We start from the raw sequence: 17986 nt of genomic DNA, 5'->3' as shown, positions 1-17986 counted from the left end.
TCAACACGAGGTGGCGACATGAAGCTCGGCGATGTCACGCGGACCACTCTGGCCTGCGTCCGGATCTTCAACGGCGCGCTGGGCCTGGTCGCCGCCGACAGGATGGCGAAGAGCCTGGGCGACGAGCTGGGTGACGACCGCAGGTTCGTCTACCCGGCCCGCATGTTCGGCATCCGCACGCTCGTCCTGGGTGTCGACCTGCTGACGTTGAAGAGCAGTGACGCCAACGCCCGTCGTGTCCTGAGGCAGGCCGTGCTCATCCACGCCACCGACACCGCCGCCGCCGTCTACGCGGGCAGGCGCGGTGAACTGCCTCCCAGGGCGGCGAAGCTGACCACGATCATCTCCGCCGTCAACACCGGGCTGGCCGTCGTGTCACTGCTCGCCGCCGAGAAGGACGGCTGAGCGGGGGCGTGACGGTCGAGATCACCCTGCTCGGCGAGGTGAGCGCCCGTGCCGGTGGCCTCCCCGTCGACCTGGGTCCCGGACGGCAGCGGTGCGTGCTGGCCGCGCTGGCGATCGACGTCGGCAAGGTCGTCACGGTGACCCAGCTGACCGAACGCGTCTGGGGTGCCGATCCTCCCGCGCGGTCGCGCGCCACGTTGCAGAGCTACGTCTCCCGGCTGCGCCAGGCGTTCGGTGCCGCAGCCACCTTCGCGAGCCGCCCCAACGGGTACGTGCTCGTCGCCGACGAGTCCTCCGTGGACGTCATGCGGTTCCGGAGACTCCGCGACGAGGCCCGCGGTCTAGGCGACGAGGCCGTCGCCCGCGTTCTCGCCGAGGCCTCGGCGCTGTGGCGGGGCGAACCGCTGACCGGTGTCGGCGGCGACTGGGCCGAGCTCACCCGCGACCGGCTCGCCGCCGAGCGACTCGAAGCCGAGCTCGACCTCCTCGACGCGCGGCTGCGGCTCGGGCAGGGTCCCGAACTGCTCGCCGTGATCTCTGCCCGCGCCGCGCACCGGCCGTTGGACGAACGCGTTGCCGCACAACACATGCAGGCTCTCGCGCAGGCCGGGCGCGTCCCCGAGGCGCTCGAGGAGTTCCGCGCCGTCCGCACCCGGCTGGTCGGCGAGCTCGGCACCGAACCGGGCCGTGAGCTCCGCGAACTGCACGAACAGCTGCTGGGCAGGCCCGCACCGGTGCAGGTCGTGCCGAGGCAACTGCCGTCCGCGCCGGTGCAGTTCGTCGGCCGCGACCAGGACCTGACCGAGCTGGACGACGCGATGCGCGCGGTCGGCGTGGCGACGATCGCGGGCGCGGGCGGCATGGGCAAGACGTGGCTCGCGCTGCAGTGGGCGCACCGCAACCTGCACCGCTTCCCCGACGGCCAGCTGTTCGTCGACCTGCGCGGGTTCGGCCCCGACGAGCGCCCGATGGAGCCGGACGTCGCCATCCGCGGGTTCCTGCACGCGCTCGGTGTCGACGCCGCCGCCGTCCCCGCCGATCCCGGGGCCAGAGCGGCGATGTTCCGCGGCCTCGCCGCGCGCCGGCGGATGCTCGTGGTCGCCGACAACGCCGCCGACGCCTCCCAGGTCACCCCGCTCCTGCCCGGCGGTGACACCTGCCGCGTACTCGTGACCAGCCGGAACAGGTTGCAGGGCCTGGTCACCGCGCGGGCCGTCGGCTTGGACGTGCTCGCCGACGGCGACTCCGGCACGTTGCTGACCACGCGCATCGGGGCGACGAGGCTGAGCCTCGAACCTCTCGCCGCGGCCAGGCTGATCGACCTGTGCGGCGGCCTCCCCCTCGCCCTGAGCATCGTGGGTGCGCGCGTCCTGACCGAACCCGACCTGTCGCTCGCCGCCATCGCCCGGCAGCTCGAGGAGCTCGGACTCGGCGCACTCGACGCGGACCCGAGCGTCAGCGTCCCGGTCGTGCTCTCGTGGTCGTACCGCGCGCTGACCGACCGGCAGCGGGACCTGTTCACGCTGCTGGGAATCGCACCCGGCGAGGACATCGACCCGAACGCGGCGGCGAGCCTCGCGAACCTGTCCCTCGAGGACGCGCGGGAGACGTTGCGAGCACTGGAACAGGCGTCGCTGATCTCCCTCGGCGCCGGGTTCCGGGCGAGGATGCACGACCTGGTCCGGACCTACGCGGCCGGACGAGCGGAGCACGCACGCCGCGAGAAGGCGTTGCGGCGCCTGGTCGACCACCACGTCCACACCGCACACGCGAACGACCGCCTGATCGACCCGCACCGTCCGTTGATCACCCTGTCCGCGGCGGCGGAAGGCACCCACGTCACTCCCGCCGCGGACAAGGCGGGCGCACGGGCGTGGTTCGACGCCGAACGGGGTACGCGCCCGGCCGTGCAGCAGGCGGCGGCGGGCCTCGGCTGGAACGACGAGGTCGTCCTGCTGGCCAGGGTGTCGCACGCCTACCACCAGCAACGCGGCCACCTCGACGACGAACTGGCCATGTGGCAGACCGCCCTCGACGCGGCGGAGGACCCGGCCGATCTGACCCTCGCGCACCGGATCATGGGCAGCAGCCTCGGCCAGTTCCAGCGCTACGACGAGGCCCAGCACCACCTGACCGAGGCCCTGAAGCTCGCGGAACAGGTGGGCGAGGCACTACCGCTGGCCGCCGCGCACGGCACGGCCGCGTGGCTGTGGGCGAACCGGTCGGAGTACGGCCGGGCGCTGGAGCACGCCAAGGCCGCGCTGCCGCACTACGAGACGACCGGCAACAAGATGCTGATCGCCATGGCGCACAGCAACATCGGACACTGCGCGGCGGAGGTCGGCGACACCGGGCAGGGCCGCCTGTCCGCGGTCACCGCCCTCGAACTGCTGCACGACCTCGGTGACCGGCACGGCGAGGCGTCCGCCCTCGACACCCTCGCCCACGTCGAGCACCAGAGCGGCAATCACGAGGTGGCGATCCTCCACTTCGAACACGCCGTCGAGCTGTACCGGGCAGAGGACGACGACTACGCCACCGCGAACACGCTGACGCGCCTCGGTCACACGCACCTCGCGGCGGGGCAGCGGCAGCGGGCGGCGGAGGTCTGGGAGCAGGCGATCGGGTTGCTGGAGCAGCAGGGGCGCGACGAGGAGGCGGACCGGCTGCGTGAGCGGCTGGTCGACTAGTCGCTGTCCTGCAAGTTCGTCAGGTGAGAGACGCGGGCGAGAGTCCCGGAGGCGGTGCCGCCGCAATGCCCTCATACCGGGCGTATTCGGGCGTTGCGGCGGTGCCGTCTCCGGGGCCCTCGGCCGCCGCTCTCGCCCGACGAGACTTGCGGGACAGCGACTAGGGACTCTCACGGGCGCGAACAACACCCTGGCCCCGGCAACGTAGGTCCTGCACACAGGACCTACGAGGAGCCGAGAACATGCCCACCATCACCCTGACCCAGCAGACCACCGCGACGCCCGAGGAGTTCGTCGCCGGGCTCACCGACTTCGGTCCCGGCCGCGCGGACCTCTTCCCCAACAGCGCCGACGCCGACCTGCGGGTGCACGACCGGGGCGACACGTTCGCCGACGTCACCGAGGGGTCCGGCGGCATCTGGGAGCGCCTGCACTACGACTGGTCCGACCTCGGCCGGGTCGTGCTGAGGACCGTGGACTCCAACGTGTGGGGCGGGCGGTCCGGCCACACCTACACGTTCACCAAGCAGCCGGACGGGTCGACGCTCGTGCACGCCGAGGTGGTGCGCGAGGGCAAGAACTTCAAGGGCAGGCTGCTCGGGCTCTCGCTCGGGCTGCTCGGGAAGAAGGTGCTCGGCGGAGCGCTGGAGAAGACCGTCCGGGCCATCGAGGCCAGGTCCAGGTAGGAGTGACCGGACACGAAGGGCGTTGTCCGGTGACGACCGGCGGCTCGTCGAGATCACGCTGCTCGTGCGGCGAACGTGCGGCGCCCTTCTGAGGCCAGCCTTCGTTAAGTAAGGTTGCCCTATGACCGCGCTGCGCAACGATGCCGCCCGACTGGGTGCCGAGGGTGTCACGGTCGGGTACGCCGACCGGGTCGTGCTCGACAACCTGGACGTCGCCATCCCGAACGGGGTGATCACCACGGTCATCGGCCCCAACGGGTGCGGCAAGTCGACGTTGCTGCGCACGCTGTCGCGGTTGCTCAAACCGCGCCAGGGCACGGTGCTGCTCGACGGCGGCGACATCGCCCGGATGCGGACCAAGGACGTCGCGAAGAAGCTGGGCCTGCTGCCGCAGACCCCGATCGCGCCGGAGGGCCTGACGGTCGCCGACCTGGTGGCCCGCGGCCGGCATCCGCACCAGGGCTGGTTGCGCCAGTGGTCGAGTGACGACGCGGAGATCGTCGCCAAGGCGTTGCGGATGACCGGTGTCGCCGACCTGGCGCACCGCCCGGTCGACTCGCTCTCCGGCGGCCAGCGGCAGCGGGTGTGGATCTCCCTGACGCTCGCCCAGGGCACGGACCTGTTGCTGCTGGACGAACCCACGACCTACCTCGACCTCGCGCACGCGATCGACGTGATCGACCTCGTCGACGACCTGCACGAGGGCGGCTGCACGATCGTCATGGTGCTGCACGACCTGAACCTGGCCGTGCGCTACAGCGACAACCTCATCGTGATGAAGTCGGGGTCGATCGTCGCGCAGGGACATCCGAGCGACGTGATCACGAGCGATCTGCTGCGCGACACCTTCGGGCTGCAGGCGAAGGTCATCGACGACCCCGTGAGCGAGCGTCCGCTGATCGTCCCGATCGGCCGGACCCACGTGGTGTCGAAGAGTGACCGGCACCTCGGCAAGGCCGCCGAGTCCGTCGGCTGATCTTCTCCGCCCAGCACCGAGATCCACCGAGAGGCCTCCCTTCGTGACCACGAGCACGCCGGCGAAGATCCTGCGCACGGCGTCCGGGCGGGAGGCTTCCCGCTGGGTGTTCGACCACTGCCGCTCCGCCCCCGCCGCGCCGATCGCCACCGTGCTGGCGACGGTGGCGGGGGCGGTGCTGCAGATCGTCCCGGTCTTCCTGCTGGGCACCGTCGTGGACGGGGTCGTGCAGGGGCGCGACGCGTCGATCCTCTGGACGATCGGCATCACCACGGTCGTCTCGGCGCTGGCCGGGGCGGTCATGACCGCGGTCTCCACCTACCTCGTCGGCCGGGTCGGGGCGGACGTGCTGGCGCGCCTGCGGGAGGGCGCGGTCCGGGCGGTGCTCGGGATGCCCAGCGCCCGCGTCGAGGAGGTCGGCCGTGGCGACGTGCTCTCGCGCGTCGGCGACGACGTGGCCGTCATCTCGCACGGTTTCCGCACGGCCATCCCGACGATCTTCTCGGCGGTCGTGCTCGTCGTCATCGCGACCGCCGGCATGGTCGGCCTCGACTGGCGGCTCGGTCTGGCCGGCGCCTGCGCGCTTCCGGCGTACTGGCTGGCGTTGCGCTGGTACCTGCCCCGGTCACAGCCTCTCTACCGCGCCCGTTCCGAGGCGCAGGCCGACCGCGCCCAGGCGTTGATCAGCGGTCTCGACGGGATCGCGACCGTGCGCGCCTATCGGCTCGAGAACGCGTTCCGGGACAAGGTGACCGCCGAATCGTGGCGGGTGCGCGACATCGGCATCGACGTCTTCCGCTTCTTCGGCCGGTTCATCGGCCGGGAGAACCGCGCCGAGTTCATCGGGCTCGGCCTCATCATCGCCGTCGGCTATGTCCTGGTGACCGGCGGGCAGTCCTCTTTGGGGCAGGTTTCCGTTGCCGCGCTTCTGTTCCACAAGCTGTTCGTGCCGCTCGGCCTGATCATGGCGTTCTTCGACGAGGCGCAGAAGTCCGGCGCCGGGCTGACGCGACTGGTCGGCGTGCTCACGGAGTCCGACGGCGACGAACTCGTGCGCAGCGCGGTGGCCGTCGACGCGGACGCACGACCGCTTGCCGTCTCGGTGCGCGGGCTGTCCTTCCGCTACCCCGATTCCGAGCACGACGTGCTGCGGGACGTCGATCTGGAGATCCCCGCCGGGACGTCCCTCGCGCTGGTGGGCGCGACGGGAGCGGGCAAGACGACGCTGGCGGCCCTGGTCGCGGGCACCGGCACCCCGCTGACCGGATCCGTGCGCATCGGCTCCTCCGACCTCGCCGAACTGGACGAGGCGGGCGCCCGCGCGCTGGTCAGCATCCTGACCCAGGAAGCCCACGTCTTCGCCGGACCGCTGGCCGAGGACCTCCGCCTGGCCGCACCGGACGCGACCGACGACGAGTTGGTGGAAGCCCTGCGCACCGTCGGCGCGGACGCGTGGGTCGCAGCGTTGCCGTCCGGCCTGCGGACCGACGTCGGCGAGGGTGGCGAGCGGCTCGACGCGACCAAGATCGCCCAGATCGCACTGGCCCGCCTGGTGCTCGGCCGCTCCCCCGTCGTCGTGCTGGACGAGTCGACGGCCGAGGCGGGCAGCCAGGGTGCCGCCGCACTGGAACGGGCCGCGCTCGCGGCCTGCCGGGGCCGCACCACGCTGCTGGTCGCACACCGCCTGACCCAGGCGATCGCCGCGGACCGGATCGCCGTTCTCGACGGGGGTCGCGTGCTGGAACAGGGAACTCACGAAGAACTCGTGGCACGCGACGGGCGCTACGCCGCTCTGTGGGCCGCTTGGCGATTCGGCACCGCGGACAGGCACCCCCACCACCTCCGAAACGATTGCGCACCACGGTGACGACCACCGAAGCCCGCACGGGCGGGGAAATCCTGCGAACCACCCTGCGCCGCAACCGCCGCGCCATGATCGCCGGCACCCTGCTGATGGGGTGCTACCAGGCCGCCGAGACCGCCGTGCCGATCCTGCTCGGCGTGATCGTCGAGTACGCGCTGCGCGGCGGGCGGCTCAGCTCGCTCGGACTGGCGTTGCTCGCGCTCGGCCTGGTCATGGCCGCGGTGTCGTACTCGTGGCGGTTCGGCGCGCGGATCCTGCAGAAGGCGACCCTGACCGACGCGCACCGGTGGCGGGTCGAGGTCGCGGACCGCGGCCTGCAGCCGGTGGCGCGCGAGGTCGACCTGAAGTCCGGCGAGGTCCTCACCGTCGCCACCGAGGACGCCGACCAGACCGCGGCCATCATCGAGGTGGTGCCGCTGCTGATCAGCTCGCTGGTGTCGGTGGTCATCACGGGTGTCGTGCTGGCGGTGATCAGCGTGCCCCTGGGAGTGCTGGTGTTCGCCGGCACGGCGGCGATCCTCGGCGTGCTGAGCGTGATGTCACGGCGGATCGGCACGAGCACCCAGGCGCAGCAGGCGAAGGTCGCGCGGGCCGGGGCGAAGGTGTCCGACCTGATCGCCGGGCTGAGGCCGCTGCACGGGTTCGGCGGCAGCTACGCCGCTTTCCAGGCCTACCGCCGGGTGAGCACCGAGGCGAAGCGGCAGTCGATCGTCGTGGCGCGGGTCAACGGCGTCTACGCCGGGCTGGGGCTGGCGCTGAACTCGGTGCTGGCGGCGGCGGTGACGCTGTGGGCGGGCCTGCTGGCGTTCCGCGGCGAGATCACCATCGGTCAGCTCGTGATGGTGGTCGGGCTGGCCCAGTTCCTGATCGAGCCGCTGAAGCTGTTCTCGGAGATGCCCAAGTACGTGATGATCGCGCGAGCCTCCGCCGAGCGGATGTCGCTGGTGCTGGCGGCGCCCGCGCGGATGACGCCCGGTGTGGCGGAGGTCGTGCCGGGCAGCGGCCTCGACGTCTCCGGTGTCACGCACGGAACGTTGCGGGACCTGACGTTCTCGGTGCGGCCCGGCGAGTTCGTGGCCGTCGCCGCGTACCAGCCGCAGGCCGCCGCCGAACTGGCCGCGGTGCTTTCCGTCGACGTGCCACCGGCCTCGTACTCGGGCGTCGTCCGGGTGGGCGAACAGGAACTGGCGTCGCTGACGATCGAGAGCGTGCGGACCCACCTGCTGGTCAACCCGTCGCACCACGAGGTGTTCGCGGGAACGTTGCGGGACAACGTCGATCCCTCGGGCACCAGCACGTTGGTGGACGAGGCCGTCGCCGCCGCGATGCTGACCGACGTGGTCGCCCTGCACTCCGATGGCCTCGACTACGCCGTGCGCGACCGGGGCGCGAACCTGTCCGGCGGGCAGCGGCAACGCCTGTCGCTGGCACGGGCGCTGGCCGCGAACCCGGAGATCCTGGTGCTGCACGACCCGACGACGGCGGTCGACGCGGTGACCGAGCAACTCATCGCCCGCAACATCACCACGTTGCGCCGCGGCCGCACGACGATCGTGCTCACCAGCAGCCCGGCGTTGCTCGACGTGGCCGACCGGGTGGTCGTGCTGGACGACGGCGTGGTCACGTCCGAGGGCACGCACCGCGACCTGCTCGGCCGTGACTCCGCCTACCAGCTCGCGGTGGCCCGATGAGGTTCTGGTGCCGTGGCGGTCCGCGAGCCGATCCGGCAGGCTGTGCGCCATGTCCACGTCTCCGGTGATCTCGGTGATGCTGATCGTTCCGGACGCCGAGGCGGCCGTCGCCTGGTACCAGACCGCGTTGGGTGCCGCGCGGTCGTGGGACCTCGGTGGCGTCGCCCGTCTGGAGATCGGTGGCGCCCCGTTCTTCGTCCACCAGGTCAACCCCGGCAACCCCGCCGAGTCCAGCCCCGGTGGGGTCACCAGCGTCCGGATCGAACTGTTCGTCGACGACCCGGACGGCCTCATCGCCCGTGCCGTGGCCGCGGGAGCCTCTGGAACCCCGGTCGTGAACCACGAGATGCCCTGGGGCACGCACCGGCAGGGTGGCTTCACGGATCCGTTCGGCCACAAGTGGTCCGTGGGCGACAGGTCACCCCTGCGCTGACTCGAGCGGCCACACCTCGACGACTCCGTGCGCGACCGCGCAGGGAGTCCCGGCCACCATGCGCACGGCTTCATCCAGCGACTCGGCTTCAACGATCGCGAACCCCGCGATCGGCAGCGCGGACGTCATGAACGCCCCGTCCTCCACCTTCGTTCCGCCGCCACCGGTGTTGCGCACCCGCACGGGTGTCCCGGCGACGCCCATCTCCACTCCCGCCGCCCGCAACCGTTCGTCGTGGGCGTGCGCTTCGTCGCGAACCGCCTGATCCGTGGCGTCATAACCCGCACGCTCTCCGTAGCCGATCGTCACGAACTTCACGTCGAACCTCCTGGTGTCCGGTCTCTTCGGTGGTACCGACTCCGGACGCGGCCGAAACTCATCGGCGCGTTCACCGAGTGTTCATTCACCGCTTGCTTCCACCCGCCTGGAAAAGGCGTCGAAGTGACGAAGGATCTGGTCCTCGACAGGGTTTCCGGCAGAGGTGGACAGTGAAGAGAACGCTCGGCATCGGCCTGGCGGTGGTGCTCCTGGCGGGCGTGGTGACCGCGATCGTCCTGGGGCAGGGCGGACAGGCCCAGCTCCAGACCGTGCGCGGGGTGATCGGCTCGGAGAAGCTCGCGTTCTTCGCCGACCAGCGGGTGAAGGACGTGTTCGCGCGGCACGGGCTGAAGGTCGAGGTGGATCCGGCCGGGTCGCGGCAGATCGCGACGGCCACCGACCTGGACTCGTACGACTTCGCGTTCCCGTCCAGCGCCCCGGCGGCGGAGAAGATCCAGCGCGATCGCAAGGCCGCGCGGACGTACGCGCCGTTCTCGTCGCCGATGGTCATCGCCACGTTCGACCCGATCGTCGACCTGCTGACGAAGGCCGGTGTGGTCAAGTCGGGGCCGGGCTACCCGACGTTCGACGTGCAGGCCTACCTGGCGCTCGCGGCCAAGGGCACGCGGTGGGACCAGTTGCCGGGCAACACGGCCTATCCCGCGCGCAAGAACCTGCTCGTCACCACGACCGATCCGCGTGACTCGAACTCGGCGGCGATGTACCTGGCGATCACGTCGTTCGTCGCCAACGACGGAGTGGTGACGTCACCGGACGGCGAGGCGAAGGTGTTGCCCGCGGTGTCGAAGTTGTTCCTGGACCAGGGATACACGCAGAGCAGCACCGAGGGGCCGTTCGAGGACTACCTGTCCGCGGGCATGGGCAAGACGCCGCTGGTGCTGGCTTACGAAGCGCAGTTCGTGGACCGGGTGGTGCGCGGCGACTCCTCGATCCGGCCGGACATGAAGCTGCTGTACCCGGCGCCGACGGTGTTGTCCAAGCACACCCTGGTGCCGTTGCGCGAGAACGGTGATCGGGTCGGGCAGTTGCTGCAGGGCGACGCCGAACTCGGGAGGCTCGCGGCGACGTTCGGGTTCCGCACCGCTGATCCCCAGCACTTCGACGCCGTCGTCAAGGAGAAGAACCTGCCGGTGCCTCAGACGATCGTGGACGTGGTCGAACCGCCCGCGCACGAGACGCTGGAGCGGATGCTCGAGGCGATCGCGAAGCAGTACTGACATGACCGACTTCGTGCTGACGCCGCCCGACCCCGTCGAGCCCGTACCGGTCGACCGCGTCGCCGGCCTGATCCCCGTCACCGATCGGACGGAGTTGTCCTCGCGCGCCGAGGAGTTCGTCGCGGCCCTGGGCACCGTCGACCCGCGGTCGCCGGACTTCGGCCGGATCGTGGACGACGCGCTGGTGCTCGGTGAGGCCGAGATGCGGGTGGCGGCGCAGATCGCGGGCCGGTTGCTCGACCGCACGCTCGCGTCCGTCTCGTCGCCCGTCCCGGTCTCGACGAGCCTGACCGAGCTGCGGCGGTCGGTGCGCGAACTCGATCCGCAGGACTTGAGCAGGCTGACCGGCCGCAAGATCCTCGGGTTCCTGCCGGGAGGCAACGCGGCGCGCGGGCTGCTGGCCCGGTTGCGCGCGGCCGACGAGCCGCTCAACCGGATCGTGCTGAAGCTGCGGTCCGGCCAGGACGCGCTGAGGCGTGACAACGCCGCCATCAAGGGCGAGCGGCAGCGCCTGTGGGACGTGATGACAGCGCTGTCCCGGGACGCCGCGCTCGCCGCCGAGATGGACGAGGCCGTCGAACGGCAGGTCGCGATCCTCGACCTGGCCGAACCCGAGCGCGCGCAGGCGTTGCGCGCCGACGTGCTCTTCGTTCTGCGGCAACGGCATCAGGACCTGCTGACCCAGCTCGCGGTGTGCGCGCAGGGCTATCTGGCGCTGGACGTCGTGCGCCGCACCAACGACGAGCTGATCAAGGGCGTCGAACGGGCGGTGAGCACGACCGTCACGGCGTTGCGGATCGGCGTGACCGTCGCGGCGGCACTGGCCGGGCAACGCGAGGTGATCGACCAGGTCGACGCCGTGCGAGGCCTGACCGACTCACTGCTGCGCTCGAACGCCGCGCTGATGTCGTTGCAGGGCAAGGACATCGAGCGCCTCGCCACCGAACCCGCCGTCGGCGTCGACGCCGTGCGGACCTCGTTCGACCAGATCTACGCGGCGATCGACGCCGTCGACACGTTCAAGGCCCGCGCGGCCGACTCGATGTCGAGCACGGTGTCCGCGCTCGACGCCGAGATCCGCCGCGCCCACGACCACCTGAGCCGTGTGCGGGAGACCGGGGAGCAGTCGTGAACCGCCGCCACCGCCCCACCAAGGAGCCCGCATGATCCGCCGCCTCCTCCCCGCGGCCGCCGCACTGGCGCTGCTGGCGGGATGTTCCGACGAAGCCGACCCCGCCAGACCCGTCGGCGACGCCACCCCCGGCACCCTCCGCGTCCTCGCGGGCAGCGAACTCGCCGACCTGCAACCGATCCTCGACGAGGCCGCGCGTGCCACCGGCATCTCCGTGAAGTTCAGCTTCACCGGCACCATCGAGGGCGCCGAGAAGGTCGCGAGCGGCGCCGCCGAACAGGGCTTCGACGCCGTCTGGTTCTCTTCCAACCGCTACCTCGAACTCGTTCCGGAGGCCCAGAAGCGCCTCGGCACACCGACGAAGGTCATGTCCTCCCCCGTCGTGCTCGGGTTGCCCGCCGCGAAGGTGAAGGAACTGGGCTGGGACACGAAACGGGTCGGGTGGGCGGAGATCGCCGAAGCCGCGGGCGCGCGGAAGTTCACCTACGGCATGACCGACCCGTCCGCCTCCAACTCCGGCTTCTCGGCACTGGTCGGCGTCGCGGCGGCGTTGTCCGGGTCGGGCTCGGCGCTGGACGCGAACCGGATCAACGCGGTCGCGCCGCAGCTCCAGCAGTTCTTCTCGGCGCAGACGCTGTCGGCGGGTTCGTCCGGCTGGCTGTCGGAGGCCTACACGCGGCGTGCCAAGGATCCCAGTGCCACAGTGGACGGTCTGATCAACTACGAGTCGGTGCTGTTGTCGTCGCCCGACCCGCTGACGCTGGTCTACCCGAGCGACGGGGTGGTGACCGCGGACTACCCGCTCACGCTGCTCACGTCGGCGTCCTCGGAAGCCCGCGAGGCGCACCAGAAGCTCTCCGACCACCTCAGGAGCGCGGACGTCCAGCGAAAGATCATGGAGACCACGCACCGCCGTCCCGCGGTGCCGCAGGTGCCGCTCGACGGCGAGTTCGCCACCAAGGACCTCGTGGAACTCCCCTTTCCCGGCAGCCAGTCCGCTGTGGACGGTCTGATCACCACGTACTTCGACCGGCTGCGCCGCCCGTCCCGCACGCTCTACGTGCTCGACACGTCCGGCTCGATGCAGGGCGACCGGATCGACGGCCTGCGCCAGGCCCTCACGGGGCTGACCGGTGCCGACTCCTCGCTCGCCGGGAAGTTCAGCCGGTTCCACGGCCGCGAGCAGGTCACGTTGCTGCCGTTCAACAGCAGCGCGCGGCCGGCGTTGGCGTACGAGGTGCCGCAGGACGCCCCGCAGCCGGTGCTCGACCAGATCCGCGCCACCGCCGAGTCACTCGGCGCGGCCGGGGGCACGGCGATCTACAGCAGCCTGCGCGGCGGTTACGACGTGCTGCGCCGGCAGATCGACGCCGATCCCGACCGGTTCACGTCGATCGTGCTGATGACCGACGGCGAGAACACCGGCAGCGAGGACGTGACCGACTTCCAGCTGTTCCACCAGGGTCTCCCGCCGAACCTGAAGAGCGTCCCGATCTTCCCGGTGCTGTTCGGCGAGAGCGCCACGGCCGAGATGGAGCAGGTGGCGAAGATGAGCGGCGGCAAGGTGTTCGACGCCCGCAGCCGCTCGCTGTCCGCCGCCTTCAAGGAGATCCGTGGTTATCAGTAGGTACCTGGGCTCCTGGAAGAACCTGGCCGGGTGCACGGGCGGTCTCATCGGCCTGGGCCTGCACTTCGCCGGTCTGGCCGGGTCGTACTGGATCGTGGTCGTCGCCGGTCTCTACGTCGTGGGCGCCCTGGCCGCGCCACCCGAGCGGATCATCCTGGTGACCGACCCGGAGGAGGAGGCCGGCGCGCTGCGGTCCGGGCTCGACTCGCTGGTCGAACGGGTGCGGGGCCTGCGCGTCCCGGACGAGGTCGCGCCGAGGTTCGCGGAGATCGCCGAGGTGTTGCGCGGCATGCTGGACCGTCCCCGCGCGCTGCGCGCCGACCCCGATGCGCTGCACGCCGTGACCAGGCTCGTGGGCACCGACCTGCCGCTGTCGGTCCAGACCTACCTCAACCTGCCGTGGTGGTACGCCACCGCCCGGGGTTCGGGCGCGGAACTGGTGCGGCAGCTGGACTTGCTGCACGCCGACGCCGTGCGCACCGCGGAACGGTTCCACGCGGCCGACGCCCAGCGCCAGGCCGACCACACCCGTTATCTGGAGGATCGCGGTCAGGACTGATGCCCCAGCGCGGCGGACAGGTCGCGCGCCGCACCGGCCACGATCCGTCCCAGCTTGTCCAGCTGCGCGCCGATCCGTTCCTTGGGCGCCGACACGTTCAGCGCCGCGACCACCCGTACCGGCGCGGCGCGTTGCTGGGCTTCGACGGCTCGCAGGGCCGCCACCACGTGTACCGGTCGATCCTGGAGGGCATCGCGCTGACCATGCGGCGGCACGGCGCGTCCATGGCCGAGGCGCTGGGCCGGGAGTTCCCCGAGCTGATCGTGTCCGGTGGCGGTTCGCGGTCCGACCTGATGATGCAGACCTTCGCCGACGTGTTCGGCCGGCCGGTGCGGCGCACGAGGATGAGCGACGCGGCGGGGGCTGGGCGCGGCGATCTGCGCGGCGGTCGGCAGCGGCGTGCACCCGGACTGGGACAGCGCGGTCAAGGCCATGGTCACGACGGCCGACGTCTTCACTCCTTCGCCCGCGACCGACACTTACGAGGCGATCGCTCGGGACCACTCGAAAATCACCTCGTTCACCGATCCGCTCTTCGTATCCCTGCACCGTGAGCCTCGTCCTTAAATGCGTGTCGACCGCGTACGTGGCGGTCCCCGGTCTCCGCTAGGTTCTGCCGGGTCTTGGCGGAGGAAGTGCATTCGAGGATGAAGTGGTGCTGCCGGAATCGGCGTTCGAGCGGGCGAAAAGGGGAACCGGTCAGCTCCTCGCGGTCAACAGGCCCGCGGGAGCCGAACGGACGCGATACCTGATCCAGGCGGCGGAACTGGCCCGCGCACACGGGCTTGCCGTCACCTGGGTCGGATGCCGCGCGGACGCACCCGCTTTCTGGCCGTGGCACGCGATCCTCGCCGGGCTCGGCGGTGACGCGTCGGCGCTGGACGCCGATCCCGAGGTGAGCGCCCGGAAAGTGCTCGACGCGCTCTCCGCGGCGCCGGCGTTGATCCTGATCGACGACGTCGACGTGGCCGGGGAGGAGACGTTCCAGCTGACCCAGCTCGTGGCCGGCAGCGTCCACCGCCTCCCCGTCGTCCTCGTCGTCACCTCCACCGGCACCACCGCGCTGGACGACACGGTCCGTCTCGTCGAACGGGCGCACGCGGTGCTGGCCAAGGGCCGGATCACCGAGGCACGGGATCTGCTCGACCAGGCGGCGCGCGACGGTGATCCGGAGGCCGCTCTCGGGCTGCCCGGCATGTGGGTCAACAAGTTCCGCGGCAGGGCCGAGCGCGCACTGGCGATCGCCCGGCTGCGCGACGCCCTGGCGACGAGTCCCGCGGAACCCCTGCGCACCCGCCTGACCGTGCGGCTCGAAGCCGAGCACGCCTACGACCGGCGTGAAACCGAGTGCGTGCTGGAAGCGCTGGAGCAGGCCAGGAACTGCGGTGACCAGCTGACCCTGGCCGAGGCCCTCTCGCTCGCGCACCACGCCCTGTGGTCGCCGGAGCACACCGCCGCCCGGCTCGCGCTGACGGGAGAACTGATCGCGGTGGCGTCGGCGGCGGGGCTGGACCTGCTGACGCTCAGCGGTCTGTGCCGGCGCACGATGGACCTGTTCTGCCTGGGCGACCCGCACGCGGAACGGTCGCAGGTCGAGCTGGCCCGCCAGGCGTCCGGCTATCCGGCGCTGCTCTTCTTCCACGCCGCCATGGACGTGATGCGGACGATCCGCGCCGGGCGGTTCGCCGAGGCCGAGCAGAAGTCGCTGGCGTGCCTGCGACTCGGGCTCGAGGCGGGCGACGTCGACGCGGAGACGTTCCACAGCTCGCACCTGTTCGCGATCCGCTGGTTGCAGGGGCGCGGCGGCGAACTGGTCGACCTGGCCGAGCAGGTCACGCACTCCCCCACGCTCCCGGACCTGGAGTTCAGCTTCGAGGCCGCGCACGCGTTGCTGGCTCTCGAAGCGGGGCAACGGGATCGCGCGCGGTCGGCCCTGCACCGGCTGACGATCAACGGCCTCACCGCGGTCCCCCTGTCCAGCACCTGGATCACGTGCATGTTCTGCGTGGTGCACGTGGCCGCGGCGTTCGGCGAGGCGGAAATAGCCCGGGAGGCCTACGGCCTGCTCGAACCGTTCGCCTCGCAGCCCGTCGTGCCGGCCACCGCGATCGTCTGCTTCGGCTCGACCGAACTGCTGCTGGGCATCGCCGCCACGACGTTCGGCGACGACGCCCTCGCGACCGAGCACCTGGAGCGCGCGGTCACCACGAACATCCGGCTGGGCAACAGACCCATGACCGCCTACGCCCGCGCGACCCTCGCGCAGACCGTGGGCGGCGAGACGGGCAGGCAGTTGTTCGAGGTGGCCATCGCCGACGCCGTCGAGATGGACATGACCGCCCGTGCGGCGGGGTGGGCTCGCGCGCGGGACGGGCTGGCCGGCCGGATCTCGATCCGCCGCGAGAGTGCGTGGTGGATCGTTTCCCGCCACGGTAAGGAGATTCGCGTCGAGGACCTGGTGGGCATGCGGTACCTGGCCCGCCTCGTGGCCGATCCCGGGGTCGAGATCGCCGCGCTGGAACTCGTCGGCGGCGAGGACAGCGGCAACCAGCCGGTGCTGGACCCCGTGGCCCGTGCCGCGTACCTCACCCGGATCCGCGATCTCCGCGCCCGCATCGACGACAACCCGACCCCCAGGCTGGAAGCCGAGCTGGAGGCGTTGCTCAGCCACCTGGAACGCGAGACCGGCATGGGCGGACGCGGCAGGAACTTCGCCGGCCCGGCCGAGCGAGCCAGAACCGCTGTGCGCAAAGCGATCCGGCGCGCCATCGACGCGATCGCGGTGACGGAGCCGGCCGCGGCGGACGCCCTGCGCGACGCGGTGACGACGGGCTACCGCTGTTCGTACCACCCCGTTGGATCTTGACCACCACACGGCCGCCGTCTCACCACCACCGCTGCTCACCCTGGAGTGCACGGGGGGCGCCGAGGGGGCGCCCGAGGGGTAAGAGGGAGACCGATGGACAAGGAGAAGACACTGCCGCGCCTCAAGCGCTTGGGCGCGATGACGCTCGCGGCACTCGGCATCCTGGCCATGACGACGGGGGTCGCCGAGGCAAAGCAGAAGTGCAGTTCCGGGAGCCTGCACGTCATCTGCTTCTCGATCGACAAGATCGGCAGCGACCAGTACCACGTCCACGTGGGCATCGACATCACGATGTCGCAGGGCGACGCACAGCTGATCATCGACCAGCCGGGGGATCCGGTCGACGCGTGGGCGATGGGCGACGACTGGTTCGACAACGCGGAGTTCCGGATCCCGCTCACCTGGGTCGCCGCGGGTCCTGGTGGCCTGGGCGCCGAGTTCGACATCAACGTGCCGTACGCGGCACTCGACGAGGACTCGGACGGCGCCGACGAGCTCTACGCCCGCGTCCGCCTGTTCGACCAGCGCACCTCGACGAGGACCTTCACGTCGGGCGTGCTCCAGAGCCCCTTCTAGGGGACCGACCGCGGCTCGCACCCCCCAGGGCGAGCCGTGGTCGTGTGCCCGGCCGGTGCTCGTAGAGGGAGGAGCATCGGCCGGGCACACGACCGGCACCGCGACCCGAACCCCCGACACGGGTCGCGGTGCACCCCCTACCCCGCCAGCACGGCCGCCTCCCTGCGGCGCAACGCGGACCCCGGCTCCATCCCGAACTCCTCCACCAGCAGAGCCCGCACCCGCTGGTAGGTCCGCAGCGCGTCACCGGCCCGCCCCGCCCGGTGCTGCGCCTCCATCAGCAGTTCCCACAACGACTCCCGCAACGGGTAGAGCGCGACCAGCCGCTCCAGTTGCGCGATCGCCTCGGCGAACCGGCCGTCCAGGCACAACCCGGCCGCGTGGTTCTCCTCCGCGAACGCCAGTGCCTCCCGCAACCGCGCGATCTCCGCGAACGCCCAGCCCTCGACCGGGCAGTCCGCCAGCGGTTCACCCCGGTGCAGCGCGAGCGCCTCCGCGTACCGGCCGCGCCGCAGGTGTTCGTCGAACTCTTCAACGTCGACCACGACCTGCGTGACGTCGAGCAGGTAACCGGGTTCGCGTGTGAGCACCACGCCGTCGGCGCCGGCCAGTTCCAGCGCCCGGCGGACCTTGGCCACGTGACCTTGCAGCGTCTTGGTGCCGGTGGGCGGCACGTCCTCACCCCACAGGCCGTCGACCAGCGCGGATCTCGACACCAGCCGGCCGGTTCTCAACGCCAGCAACGCGAACACGGCCCGCCGCCGCGCCCCGGTGAAGTGCACCGGCCCGTCCGGCCCGCGCACTTCCAGCGGCCCGAGGAGCCGCACCTCGATCTTCATCACCATTCCCCTCCCCTTGGACACAAGAAGAGGCGTGCCACGGGTGTGCCGCGCGGCGTCACATCACGGCAAGATAACCTAGTGGT

General features: G+C 71.2%; 16 protein-coding genes. 14 read left to right on the top strand and 2 right to left on the bottom strand.

Annotation, left to right across the window (positions count from 1 at the left end; genetic code table 11):
- The first annotated feature begins 18 nt into the window (after positions 1 to 18).
- The 7 genes from PV646_RS29580 to PV646_RS29550 all read left to right on the top strand — a co-directional run bounded on the left by PV646_RS29580 (position 19) and on the right by PV646_RS29550 (position 8745).
- Positions 19 to 405: a hypothetical protein gene (locus PV646_RS29580; RefSeq protein ID WP_500345565.1), complete on the top strand. Its 387-nt coding sequence runs from the start codon at positions 19 to 21 to the stop codon at positions 403 to 405.
- 8 nt (positions 406 to 413) lie between these two features.
- Positions 414 to 3095: an AfsR/SARP family transcriptional regulator gene (locus PV646_RS29575; RefSeq protein ID WP_500345564.1), complete on the top strand. Its 2682-nt coding sequence runs from the start codon at positions 414 to 416 to the stop codon at positions 3093 to 3095.
- A 242-nt stretch (positions 3096 to 3337) separates the two neighbouring features.
- Positions 3338 to 3781, top strand: coding sequence for a hypothetical protein (locus tag PV646_RS29570; RefSeq protein ID WP_500345563.1), 444 nt, complete (start codon positions 3338 to 3340; stop codon positions 3779 to 3781).
- A gap of 121 nt (positions 3782 to 3902) precedes the next feature.
- The gene (locus PV646_RS29565; RefSeq protein ID WP_500345562.1) at positions 3903 to 4757 is read left to right on the top strand and encodes an ABC transporter ATP-binding protein; all 855 of its coding nucleotides are present in this window, start codon (positions 3903 to 3905) and stop codon (positions 4755 to 4757) included.
- Between the two features lie 43 nt (positions 4758 to 4800).
- Positions 4801 to 6624, top strand: a complete 1824-nt coding sequence (locus tag PV646_RS29560; RefSeq protein WP_500345561.1) for an ABC transporter ATP-binding protein — start codon at positions 4801 to 4803, stop codon at positions 6622 to 6624.
- Positions 6625 to 6689: 65 nt separating this feature from the next.
- The gene (locus tag PV646_RS29555) at positions 6690 to 8312 is read left to right on the top strand and encodes an ABC transporter ATP-binding protein (protein WP_500345864.1); all 1623 of its coding nucleotides are present in this window, start codon (positions 6690 to 6692) and stop codon (positions 8310 to 8312) included.
- Positions 8313 to 8361: 49 nt separating this feature from the next.
- Positions 8362 to 8745, top strand: coding sequence for a VOC family protein (locus PV646_RS29550; protein WP_500345560.1), 384 nt, complete (start codon positions 8362 to 8364; stop codon positions 8743 to 8745).
- Here the strand turns inward: PV646_RS29550 and PV646_RS29545 are convergent.
- Entirely contained in the window at positions 8731 to 9063 is a 333-nt protein-coding gene (locus PV646_RS29545) for a YciI family protein (protein WP_500345559.1), read from the bottom strand. The genes PV646_RS29550 and PV646_RS29545 overlap by 15 nt on opposite strands.
- A 170-nt stretch (positions 9064 to 9233) precedes the next feature.
- Here PV646_RS29545 and PV646_RS29540 point away from each other — a divergent pair, with 170 nt between their 5' ends.
- The 7 genes from PV646_RS29540 (at position 9234) to PV646_RS29510 (ending at position 17061) form a co-directional block, all read left to right on the top strand.
- The gene (locus PV646_RS29540) at positions 9234 to 10301 is read left to right on the top strand and encodes a hypothetical protein (RefSeq protein ID WP_500345558.1); all 1068 of its coding nucleotides are present in this window, start codon (positions 9234 to 9236) and stop codon (positions 10299 to 10301) included.
- Between the two features lies 1 nt (position 10302).
- Positions 10303 to 11433 carry a toxic anion resistance protein gene (locus PV646_RS29535; protein WP_500345557.1) on the top strand — a complete coding sequence of 377 codons (1131 nt, stop codon included), beginning with the start codon at positions 10303 to 10305 and terminating at the stop codon, positions 11431 to 11433.
- Positions 11434 to 11464: 31 nt separating this feature from the next.
- Entirely contained in the window at positions 11465 to 13060 is a 1596-nt protein-coding gene (locus PV646_RS29530) for a substrate-binding domain-containing protein (RefSeq protein ID WP_500345556.1), read from the top strand.
- Entirely contained in the window at positions 13047 to 13619 is a 573-nt protein-coding gene (locus PV646_RS29525; RefSeq protein WP_500345555.1) for a hypothetical protein, read from the top strand. Before PV646_RS29530 ends, PV646_RS29525 begins: the two co-directional genes overlap by 14 nt.
- The gene (locus tag PV646_RS29520; RefSeq protein WP_500345554.1) at positions 13619 to 14173 is read left to right on the top strand and encodes an FGGY-family carbohydrate kinase; all 555 of its coding nucleotides are present in this window, start codon (positions 13619 to 13621) and stop codon (positions 14171 to 14173) included. The genes PV646_RS29525 and PV646_RS29520 overlap by 1 nt, the downstream gene beginning before the upstream one ends.
- Positions 14174 to 14274: 101 nt before the next feature.
- Complete coding sequence (locus PV646_RS29515; RefSeq protein ID WP_500345553.1) at positions 14275 to 16485, top strand: hypothetical protein; 2211 nt, start codon at positions 14275 to 14277, stop codon at positions 16483 to 16485.
- Positions 16486 to 16578: 93 nt separating this feature from the next.
- Positions 16579 to 17061: a hypothetical protein gene (locus PV646_RS29510; RefSeq protein ID WP_500345552.1), complete on the top strand. Its 483-nt coding sequence runs from the start codon at positions 16579 to 16581 to the stop codon at positions 17059 to 17061.
- A gap of 137 nt (positions 17062 to 17198) precedes the next feature.
- Here PV646_RS29510 and PV646_RS29505 read toward each other — a convergent pair whose 3' ends face one another.
- Positions 17199 to 17900 (bottom strand): AfsR/SARP family transcriptional regulator, encoded by a 702-nt coding sequence (locus tag PV646_RS29505; RefSeq protein WP_500345551.1) that lies wholly within the window; start codon positions 17898 to 17900, stop codon positions 17199 to 17201.
- Between the last annotated feature and the right edge of the window lie 86 nt (positions 17901 to 17986).

The organism is Streptomyces sp. ID05-26A, from assembly GCF_033794685.1.
GTDB lineage: Bacteria > Actinomycetota > Actinomycetes > Mycobacteriales > Pseudonocardiaceae > Lentzea.
Note: the sequence above shows the minus strand (reverse complement) of the source record. Positions and strands in the feature narration are given on the sequence as shown.

What these genes read in the sequence shown, in the direction of transcription:
- PV646_RS29505 (WP_500345551.1), bottom strand. Translation starts at nt 17,900, where the DNA reads ATGAAGATCGAGGTGCGGCTCCTCGGGCCGCTGGAAGTGCGCGGGCCG.
- PV646_RS29535 (WP_500345557.1), top strand. Translation starts at nt 10,303, where the DNA reads ATGACCGACTTCGTGCTGACGCCGCCCGACCCCGTCGAGCCCGTACCG.
- PV646_RS29510 (WP_500345552.1), top strand. Translation starts at nt 16,579, where the DNA reads ATGGACAAGGAGAAGACACTGCCGCGCCTCAAGCGCTTGGGCGCGATG.
- PV646_RS29565 (WP_500345562.1), top strand. Translation starts at nt 3,903, where the DNA reads ATGACCGCGCTGCGCAACGATGCCGCCCGACTGGGTGCCGAGGGTGTC.
- PV646_RS29570 (WP_500345563.1), top strand. Translation starts at nt 3,338, where the DNA reads ATGCCCACCATCACCCTGACCCAGCAGACCACCGCGACGCCCGAGGAG.
- PV646_RS29550 (WP_500345560.1), top strand. Translation starts at nt 8,362, where the DNA reads ATGTCCACGTCTCCGGTGATCTCGGTGATGCTGATCGTTCCGGACGCC.
- PV646_RS29555 (WP_500345864.1), top strand. Translation starts at nt 6,690, where the DNA reads ATGATCGCCGGCACCCTGCTGATGGGGTGCTACCAGGCCGCCGAGACC.
- PV646_RS29520 (WP_500345554.1), top strand. Translation starts at nt 13,619, where the DNA reads ATGCCCCAGCGCGGCGGACAGGTCGCGCGCCGCACCGGCCACGATCCG.
- PV646_RS29580 (WP_500345565.1), top strand. Translation starts at nt 19, where the DNA reads ATGAAGCTCGGCGATGTCACGCGGACCACTCTGGCCTGCGTCCGGATC.
- PV646_RS29530 (WP_500345556.1), top strand. Translation starts at nt 11,465, where the DNA reads ATGATCCGCCGCCTCCTCCCCGCGGCCGCCGCACTGGCGCTGCTGGCG.